The organism is Litoribacter ruber (assembly GCF_018449405.1).
Taxonomy (GTDB): Bacteria; Bacteroidota; Bacteroidia; order Cytophagales; family Cyclobacteriaceae; genus Litoribacter; species Litoribacter ruber.
Genome location: NZ_JAHCMY010000028.1, coordinates 1 through 9104 on the forward strand (window position 1 = coordinate 1; position 9104 = coordinate 9104).

General features: G+C 33.5%; 8 protein-coding genes. 1 reads left to right on the forward strand and 7 read right to left on the reverse strand.

Going from position 1 to position 9104, the window contains the following annotated elements; genetic code table 11:
- The 3 genes from KI659_RS18275 to KI659_RS18285 form a co-directional block, all read right to left on the reverse strand.
- Positions 1–1493, reverse strand: a 1493-nt coding sequence (locus KI659_RS18275; RefSeq protein ID WP_213946832.1) for a DNA/RNA helicase domain-containing protein, incomplete at its 3' end; no start/stop codon positions are given.
- Positions 1490–1819 carry a nucleotide pyrophosphohydrolase gene (locus KI659_RS18280; RefSeq protein ID WP_213946833.1) on the reverse strand — a complete coding sequence of 110 codons (330 nt, stop codon included), beginning with the start codon at positions 1817–1819 and terminating at the stop codon, positions 1490–1492. The genes KI659_RS18275 and KI659_RS18280, both read right to left, overlap by 4 nt.
- Entirely contained in the window at positions 1816–3801 is a 1986-nt protein-coding gene (locus tag KI659_RS18285) for a tetratricopeptide repeat protein (RefSeq protein WP_213946834.1), read from the reverse strand. The genes KI659_RS18280 and KI659_RS18285 overlap by 4 nt, the downstream gene beginning before the upstream one ends.
- Before the next feature lie 125 nt (positions 3802–3926).
- Between KI659_RS18285 and KI659_RS18290 the strand changes: the two genes are divergently transcribed.
- Positions 3927–4598: an Ig-like domain-containing protein gene (locus KI659_RS18290; protein WP_213946835.1), complete on the forward strand. Its 672-nt coding sequence runs from the start codon at positions 3927–3929 to the stop codon at positions 4596–4598.
- A 77-nt stretch (positions 4599–4675) separates the two neighbouring features.
- Here the strand turns inward: KI659_RS18290 and KI659_RS18295 are convergent, their stop codons facing one another.
- The 4 genes from KI659_RS18295 to KI659_RS18310 all read right to left on the reverse strand — a co-directional run bounded on the left by KI659_RS18295 (position 4676) and on the right by KI659_RS18310 (position 8411).
- Entirely contained in the window at positions 4676–6166 is a 1491-nt protein-coding gene (locus KI659_RS18295) for a DNA/RNA helicase domain-containing protein (RefSeq protein ID WP_213946836.1), read from the reverse strand.
- A gap of 96 nt (positions 6167–6262) precedes the next feature.
- Positions 6263–6889 carry a hypothetical protein gene (locus tag KI659_RS18300; protein WP_213946837.1) on the reverse strand — a complete coding sequence of 209 codons (627 nt, stop codon included), beginning with the start codon at positions 6887–6889 and terminating at the stop codon, positions 6263–6265.
- Between the two features lie 3 nt (positions 6890–6892).
- Positions 6893–7285: a hypothetical protein gene (locus KI659_RS18305; protein ID WP_213946838.1), complete on the reverse strand. Its 393-nt coding sequence runs from the start codon at positions 7283–7285 to the stop codon at positions 6893–6895.
- Complete coding sequence (locus KI659_RS18310) at positions 7275–8411, reverse strand: hypothetical protein (RefSeq protein ID WP_213946839.1); 1137 nt, start codon at positions 8409–8411, stop codon at positions 7275–7277. Before KI659_RS18310 ends, KI659_RS18305 begins: the two co-directional genes overlap by 11 nt.
- Between the last annotated feature and the right edge of the window lie 693 nt (positions 8412–9104).

Below are 9104 nucleotides of genomic sequence, written 5' to 3' on the forward strand. Positions count from 1 at the left end.
CCAAAGCTCTCCTCTGGAAATTCAATATCCATTGCATTTTTGTCCTTTTTTGACTTCCATGGCCAACAATATCCCGCCACCAATCTGGCCTTATTGTTGATTTTATTTTTTTCAAAAATCAAATCTCTAAGTTCAGAAGGGGAATCCAATACTTTAAAATCAAACTCATCCTCATCTAACGTAGTATTGGCTGTTTCCCGAATTTGGAGAATATGATCAAGCCATGCAAGGTATCCATCTGAGCCATTGCATCTAAATTGTGATGTAAGCTCCAACTCAGTAATTTGGGCATCAAAATCTTTTGCCCACCTTACGATTTCATCTTTTGTTCCAATATCGTGTATTGCAACCTTTTGATTTTCGTCCAGAAAGAACACCGAAAATTTTGATGCGGAAATTAATTCCTTGATTTGATTTTCACCTAAATTCTTGTACATCCCAGACTTCTCATTCAATCGATGCGACTCATCAATTATGAGAGCATCAAAGGTATCGGGTATGGTATTTACAAAAGATCCGGAACCGGTAAAGAAATTTGAAATCTCTGTTTGCTTGAAAGTGCCAGTAAGTTTTGTTTTATAAACCTCCCGGGGTGCTGAATTTTTACTCACATATTGAGAAAACAATCCTAGTTTTGTCAAATTCACCATCAAGTTAATGGCCACCACCGATTTTCCAGTGCCAGGGCCACCGTGGACAATTACCACTTTTTTATTTAGGGGGTTAGCTTTTTTGGCAAGTGAAACAGCCGTTTCGTATACGACCTTTTGATCGTCAATCATTAAAAACTCCTCACTCCCTTTAAGCATTTTCGCTAAACTATCGGCTAAACTTTTGGATGGCTTGATCCTTCCTCCCTCAATTACCAACATCACCTTAGATTTATCACCGTGCTTTATGAAGCTTTTGATAAAGTCTCTTAACTTAAAAGTATCAGGCTTTAAGAAAATCGGAGCTTTTGCTATATAGTCTTTGTAAAATTCATGGTCTATGATTCCATCAGGTATATAGTTATGCAAATAAGCGCATGAGGCTAATTTTATATCACTTGTATATATAGCCTCATTGAACCCGTTAAGCAAAGCAGCGTATGACCACGCCTGATATGAGGGATGACTAACTTCTCTTTCAGCCTTACCGACAAAGGTTGAAATTACACCATCTTTTCCAGTAAGGCTTGACTTACTCCATTGCTTTAACTCAATTAAAATTGCATGATCTTTACCATCTTCTGATTGTCCTGTCAATATAAAATCAATCCGCTTGGAGGTCAGAGGAATTTGATATTCTATAGTTACCCCTGCATCACAGGGAATTTCCGGATCCAAGAGGACATTGTTCATATACATCATGGAGTTTTTCCAAGATCTAATTTCTGCTTCAGAAGTAGATGAGCCTACTTTTGTTTTAAAAAAATCATGAATAATTGTTTCAATTTCATTGGAAATCACATCATTGGTGAAACTTTCCTTAGTTTTTTGGTAAATGATCATAGTTCATCATATTTCTTGGAGGTACCCTTGGATTTACTCACAGGGTATTTCAGGGCATTTTTTTCTATTTTGTCCTCCAATATTTTAAAAATATCGATTTTATTTTTTTCTGCTAAAAGTAAACAATAGGCTAAAATATCAGCGAGTTCTTCATTTAGTTTCTCCTTATCAAAGTTTTCACTTTCCTTCCATAAGAATAACTCAAGTAACTCTCCTGCTTCTATATTGATAGCCAATGCAAGGTCTTTAGAATTATGAAACTGTTTCCAATCTCTTTCATCACGAAACTTAAGAAGCTTATCTATAATTAAATCTATATTATTCATTTTGACCCCTTTATGGACAAGGCTGTTTGGTATTCTTTTTCAAATGGTAACTGCAGCTGGGAAACCATATCGGGAAGTGCAATAGCCCAACTGGTGTAATAATAAGCTAAAAGTTTGTATCCTGAAAATGAAACATTTGGAATTTTATTCAGCCTGTACCCATTCTTCTCAGGAGATATACCTGAACGCCCTAACATTGCAATTTCAAATGCAATATCCCTAACTTTTTCAGAATCCATGCCTTTAAAATATTCCAATGCTCCCACCATATACATGGTAACCGCCATATTTATGTCAGTAGAGGTATGTTTGGAAAGAAATTCTTTAAATTCCTTTTCTTGTCCTTCATCAATTTCCTCCAGCATGAGTGGATCGCGTTCAATTTTGTCCAATACGGACTCAGGAGATACTGACGTTAACTCATCCTTAGCATAATGAACTTCCTCCTCTAATCGAAAATATTTGTCAAGGCCAAGGTCTTCTCCCCAATGTTGAACTAATTCATATTCTTCCCCTGGTTCTCTATCATTTCGGTATTCAAGAAACTCATCCCAAAACGTATTTACCAATTCCAATTCTGATGGAGAAGCATTAAATTTTTCCTCAAGCCTAACTCCATAAAGCTCCTCATATATTCTGGCCCCTATAATATTATAAGTTTTGCTTTGAGATAAAACAGAAGGGGGCGACAATTTCAATATTTGTTTATCTGTTACCGCTTTAAGTGCCTCCTGGTTCATATTAAATAGAGAAAGAAACTGGTGGGGTCTTAGAGCTGGAAAGTCTTTATATATTCCATCTTCAATAAAAATATCTATTGGGGCATTGTAAACTTGCCGATGTATCCCCTCAAATAGCTGTTGGGCAACATTACTTATATTTTCACTTGGATATCCCTCTTTTAACAATCGATTTATAGTTGGCTGTATGCTAGCTCTAAAATCTTTAAAGGTATTTTGCATCAACACAAATCTCTTGTTAACCTCTTCTTTCCGGGCTTCAGCTATAAATTTTAGGTGAAACAATTCATGAAGAATTAAATGATCCACCCCTTCAGATCCAGGTTTGAAAAGGATTTTATGGAAATCTCTTCCATGGTTTTCGGCAATTTCTACTTTTGCCACCGTTGGCATGTTCTCTTCCTGCTCGATCCGGATTTCCGTCCCTGTAAGTTGTTCAAGCTCTTTAATGAACTCAACAAGTTCCTCCTTACCGGTGTCTGATTTTGAAATTTGTCTTGAACAATCAAGAGCAAGGCTTAAGGCTGTCTGATAAACTTGATTACTTGTATCTGTTGAGGATTTTAAAGTCTCAATTGAGAATTCAAACGCTTGCTGAAGGTTGCTATTATTTAGGTTTAGAATCGCCAATCCCAATGTTGTATTAGGGTAATCAGATTTAGCATTATACGCTTTCTTCAAAAATCTTTCGGCAAGTTTATTTCTGCCTGCCTGAAGAAAAGCCCCACCAATATTATTCAACGCAATGTAATTTTTTGGATCTGCTTCTATTACCTGATCATAATACTTGATAGCGGTATCCACATCGTCATAATGTCTTGCGTAGATATTCCCCATGAGCACTAGTGCCCAATGATTTTTTGGATCCCACTTAAGTGCATCAATCAAAATATCAATCGCTTTCTCATGGTCACCTATCTCTTCATAGGTTTGCGCAAGGTTTCGGTGATACTCAGAAACAGTGGGATTCTGCTCAATCAACTTTTCCAAAATCGGACGGGCCTCCCCAAATTTGCCTATAGCACATAAGTTTGTAGCCCTGTAGAACTCCTTGGACTCATGTTCGGGGTCAATGTTAGGGATATGTATATTTACAAAATCATGATTAACTGAAACTTCGGCTGTGGTAGAACCCAAGGAGTAAAAATTCTCCAAAGCAGTTTTAAGGGCACTGTCATTATTGATATCAACGAAAGGAAATAGCTCCTGTAGAAATTGGCTTCTCTTAAATACAATTTTCATGGTTTAAATATAGTCCATTTTGATGTGAGGTTAAAATTAAACGTTTAAATGACTCAAAATTAGGAAGTGATTTTTGTTATTATTTTCAAAGTGATTAAATTAAACCACTTTTTAAACAGCTCACAATGAATCGTTTCAACGCTTTTTCCGCACTTTCAATCTTCTTATTTTCTGGGTGTTTAGAAGAACGTCTATTTCCTCCTTTTGAAAGTCTATCACTCCTTGAATCGGAGGTCCAAATTGAATATGGGGAGGAATATCAGCTTTCAGTAGAATTTTCTGAGTCTTTCCCATCACAAGTATATTGGAAATCAAAAGACGAAAGCATAGTGGAAGTAAATAATTCAGGACTACTCATCGCCATCAGAGCGGGAACAACTGTTGTGAGTGCAAGTTCAATGGATTATTCAAATACCCCTGAATGTCTAGTAACTGTTCATCCGACCAATTTTCTCTTTCAGGAGCCATCAATTAAATTCAATAGCACAAAAGAGGTTATCAAACGGAATGAAACCCGCACCCTCTCATCAGAAGGTGAGAATCAATTGGTGTATAGGGGAGAAAATGATCATGTCCGTTCTATTCTTTACACGTTTGACAAAGGGTCATTAGTAACTGCTGTAGTGTTTTTAAGATCCAATTTTACTTCCAGAGAGGATGTCATTGATTTTTTAGAACAGCGGTATAGCCGAGAAGAATATTCATCTGAGAACATCTGGTATAAAGGGGAAAGGTATCATGCCTTATACTTGGAAGATGGTAGCTTGGGAATGAGGGTCATGTATCAGGGGAGGTAAGAAATCTAGACTGCAATAAAATAAAAACTGTTGATTAAGCAAAAACTCCAATATAGTAGACAATATACCTAATAAATTTATTGATTAGCATTAAGTAACGACAAGCATCTACTTAGTACTAATTCATTATTCACTATTATCAAGCAAATTCGACGTCTCGCTCGAGTTAAAATTTGATAAAGCATTTTACTTTGATTATAGTAAGGACTATAATTAACAACCAACTTATTTTCCTTATTATAATAAAAAGTATCATCAATAACAGCTACGACATCATCAAACTCTTGCCCTATAACACTATGGGCTGTATCAGCACCAATAATTTCAAACTTATCATATGGATATCTATAATAGGCTGAAGGCGTAAAATTTATAACTTTCCACCCAAAATCTAAGCATAATTGCAAATAATTATTTATAGAAGCAGTATTGTTGAAATATTTAATTAAAACATTATCATGGTTAATAAAAAAGTTATAACTTTTACTTTTATCAAATAGACCTTCAGTAAAAAAAATTAATTCTTTGTTCATTCTGATTTTTTTCCCTAATCTAAAAGAAACAGCCAATAATCCTTCGTCAACAACTTTAGGAATATCATTCTTCACCTCCCAATCCCTTAAACATTGCTCCTTATCATATGAAAAAATGCAAACCTTGTTATTTCCCCTTACATGATCACTTAAAATCTCCAATTGTTGCGGAAAAATCCTTTGAGTCTCATCTACAAGTATAACATCAAAATTAACCAATAAATTTTCATTTAAACCCTTAATCGGCAAAACATTCCAACCATATTCAGAATTGAGAGTATAATGACCTTTATTCAATGTACCACAATGAACAATTAAAACATTTCTACCCTCATCCCTGAAAAATTTTACTAAATCATAAATTAAAAGAGTTTTACCAGATCCAGGACCACCACTAATGGAGAAAAAATCATTTTTCTTTTTATTAATTAATTCAATACAATCTTTTTTTATTTGTTCTTGCTGAGAGGTCAAAAAATATTGCCCTTCAATAAATTTATTCGTTGAATTAAACGGGGAAACCATATAGGATGTTGGATTAAATAAACTATTTAGATCACCCATATCTACGAAATTTTGCAGCAATAAATATTTAAATATTTTATTCGTATTTATTTCAATAAGTTCATTCTCATCAGTAAGTTGGTAAAAAGCATCTTCCTCTGACACATATGAAAATAAAAAAATTCGCTTCTTTAAAAAACTCAAATAGTATCGATTTCTTATCAATTGATTCTTTACATTATTATTAATATTCTTCCTTTTTAATTCTACATTCCAAATTAAATCATTACCGAATCTTAACAGGTCAAATTCTTTACTTATTTGAGGAATCGTATAACCAAAATAAAAGCCGTCAAAGACATCCTCAAATCTAGCTAAATTCATTTTAGCAACTAATTTTTTTAAATCTTCTAATTCATTGGGTTTAGGCGAAAAACCTTTATATAAAAAATATTTCCCTCTTATTTCCTCACTGAGATCTGAATAGGACTGAACAATTGATTTAATATTTACAATTTCTTTTCTATGCATAATGCTAGATATTTTCTTTAATCTATGCAACACCCAGCTAGGGAGTTTACCGCAGCTAATTATTTAACAGTCAAATTCAACTAAAAGGAGTCAAAACTATTTTTCTGGATTATAATGCAATATTACTGGAATATGTCTTGTTTTAAAATCAAGACCAGATGAATGATGTTTATGAGTTGAATAGAACCCTCCTGCTAATCGAGTTTTGCAATCTTCATAAGTGAAATTATAGCCCTTTTTAGTTGTAGTGTACTCTTTATATTTCCTCATTAATGACTTTGCATCGGAAGCGAATATATATATCAAAATCCCACCATTTGTTTCATCACCGTTTGTATATCTTTTAGCTAATTGTAAAAATCCGCCCCAAATGTGAGAGTTATTCACACTATCAACTAGCTTTGCTTCACCAATCCACTGAAATTGCCCGTTAAAACTTTTAATCGTTAAATCTGTATTACCACCAGCAACAAACTTTGCATCAGCATAATACATCAATCCTTCTAAAGAATTTCTTATAAAAGCAGAAATGCGGTCTTCACCATTATTATCTGGCTGTAAGTATTTTTTTTCATTTTGGACTTTCTCCACACACCAGTCTAAATCTCTGTATAAAGCTTTAACAAATCCTTCATAACTATCAACGCCCAATCTTTCTTTTAAAAGTTGTACACGGTAATCTATTTTTGAGTAGATCTCTAATTGAGCAAGAGTAATTCCCATATTTTATGATCTTTTGACTTTAAAAAACATAAAAACTTTTGATTGGATTATCTCTTTTGACATTGCTTCTCCAGTCCTAGGGTGTATCAGGTAACCAGTTTTATATGCTTCTTCAATATCTTTGTTTGATAAAATATAATATTCATCTTCACTATCTTGAAATTCATATTTCAACTCCAAAAGAGGAAATTCAAGTAAACATAGCTTTTGAAGACTTAATAAAATATCAATTTCAGAATACTTGGAAGAAACAATTTTTTTCACATCCCCAATACCAATCTCCTTTACATGCGAATATTTATAAGCATAATCAACAACAGCATACATAATATTTTTATGTACCTCTGATGGTATACGGCCAATGTCTGATAATATGTTTTCCTTATTAATTTCCATTGTTTGAAAGGAAATGAAAAATCTTGTTATTCAAAAAATTAAAATCCGAAGCACCTCGACAATTAGTTATTATTGCTTCATTTATTGCTTTTGTATTTGAATGAATTAAACTAGATGAACCGGGAATTAGTAATTCCAGTTCTCTACCTTTTTCATTCTTCCATACAGAACCGATTCTATAAATATCAAGGTCATTCAAAACTGCCTCACTTCCTGCTTTATGATAAGCCTCATCTCGGATATCTAATTCCGCTCTCCTTTTTTTTATTTTTATTATTGAACCTTCTTTAGTTGAAAAATATATTTCAACTAATCTACCTGTAAGGTCTGAATTTATTTCATGAATTACAGGGTGCAAATTTAGAGTACTTCTTTCAAATTCAGATTTATTTGTTAAATTTAGCCCCCTCTTGAAAGCACTAAAAAATTCTGAAAAATTTCTTTGTGTTTGACTATCGCTTGTATTTTTGAAGAAATCAATCCGTATTTCTATAGTTTTGTTTTTTTTGTTAAATACAACAACATCAACAAATTGCCTTAAGTATTTTTTTACCCCATAAAACTCTGAAAAATCACCCTTTAAATTATCATTAAAAATTTCCTTTGGACTAATTGAAACCCTCTCAACAAATTCAAGAACTCTAGTATAGGAAAGCATCAAATTATCACCATCGAAAGCCTTATTAACTAAATAAATTTTATTTTTTTCAATATCAGATAGTTGATGTTTTTGAACTATATATGGAAAAACCTGACCTAAGATATTTGAACTAATAGACTGAGATTTTGAAGCATCAAGAATTTCATTGAAAGCACATTCTGCTTTAGAGAAGTCAAAATATTGAATGTATTTTGAGCCGTAAATAATATTTTCGCGATAAGTCTCCTCCAATGCCTGAAAAATCTCAACAAAACCAACTTCATCTTTTACTTTTTCTAAAGCTTTCAATTTATCTTTATAAGTTTTCCTATTTCCCTCTAATTTACACTTAGCAAGCTTTTCTCCAATTGAAAGCTCTTTATTTAATTCTTGATAAATAGGGTATGGAACTCTTTCCCCAAAGCTATATAATAGCTTGCTAAAATCTTCCTTTATCGTTTTATTACTTTGCGTTCTTACATCCATATTAAATTAAAATCAAATTAGACAATATTTAATCTCCTGCTCTGCAACCATTTCCGAGACTATGGCACTTTCAGAATCTTTTGACGCTGGACTTTTCCCTTCAGTCTGTCCAGGAACAGTACGCGGATTGAGACACTTGCCATTCGCTGACACGCCCCCCCTCTTACTTCCTCCAAGATTAAGGAATTAATTACAATTAAAAAATACCATGATCGGGGTATTTTACAAGGAGATTGGTGATAAAGGCAAGTTTATAAATGAATAGTTATAAAATTGTTAAATTTTTATTTTGGGGACACTGGATTACAGATGATCGATAGGAAAATGTAGTAAGAGGGATTGTGAAAAATAGTGGCATAAACAGCAATATGACATTTGACGGTCTGTTTAAACCGGAACGGTTGGCGCAGTTAATCCGAAAGCGTGTGGCACAAATCAAACCGGCATATAGAAAAAGGCTCAATTCACAATTTATGGAGTATTCAAGCCAATTTTCACCTTCAAATTATTGTGCCACAAATTTTTATTCTTATATTTCATAAGCAATAGTTAATTCGGCAAAGTTGTTATCCACCCTCCAGTGAGTTATTTGAGCCCTCGAGAGATCGGGGGCTTCTGTTTATCACTCGTATTGTAAGTATAAGTCACTAAGGGAATAATAACAAACTTATACGCTCACCTTTTTGTCAGAAA

Coding starts and splice junctions, on each gene's coding strand:
- KI659_RS18280 (WP_213946833.1), bottom strand. CDS start 1,819: ATGAATAATATAGATTTAATTATAGATAAGCTTCTTAAGTTTCGTGAT.
- KI659_RS18285 (WP_213946834.1), bottom strand. CDS start 3,801: ATGAAAATTGTATTTAAGAGAAGCCAATTTCTACAGGAGCTATTTCCT.
- KI659_RS18290 (WP_213946835.1), top strand. CDS start 3,927: ATGAATCGTTTCAACGCTTTTTCCGCACTTTCAATCTTCTTATTTTCT.
- KI659_RS18295 (WP_213946836.1), bottom strand. CDS start 6,166: ATGCATAGAAAAGAAATTGTAAATATTAAATCAATTGTTCAGTCCTAT.
- KI659_RS18300 (WP_213946837.1), bottom strand. CDS start 6,889: ATGGGAATTACTCTTGCTCAATTAGAGATCTACTCAAAAATAGATTAC.
- KI659_RS18305 (WP_213946838.1), bottom strand. CDS start 7,285: ATGGAAATTAATAAGGAAAACATATTATCAGACATTGGCCGTATACCA.
- KI659_RS18310 (WP_213946839.1), bottom strand. CDS start 8,411: ATGGATGTAAGAACGCAAAGTAATAAAACGATAAAGGAAGATTTTAGC.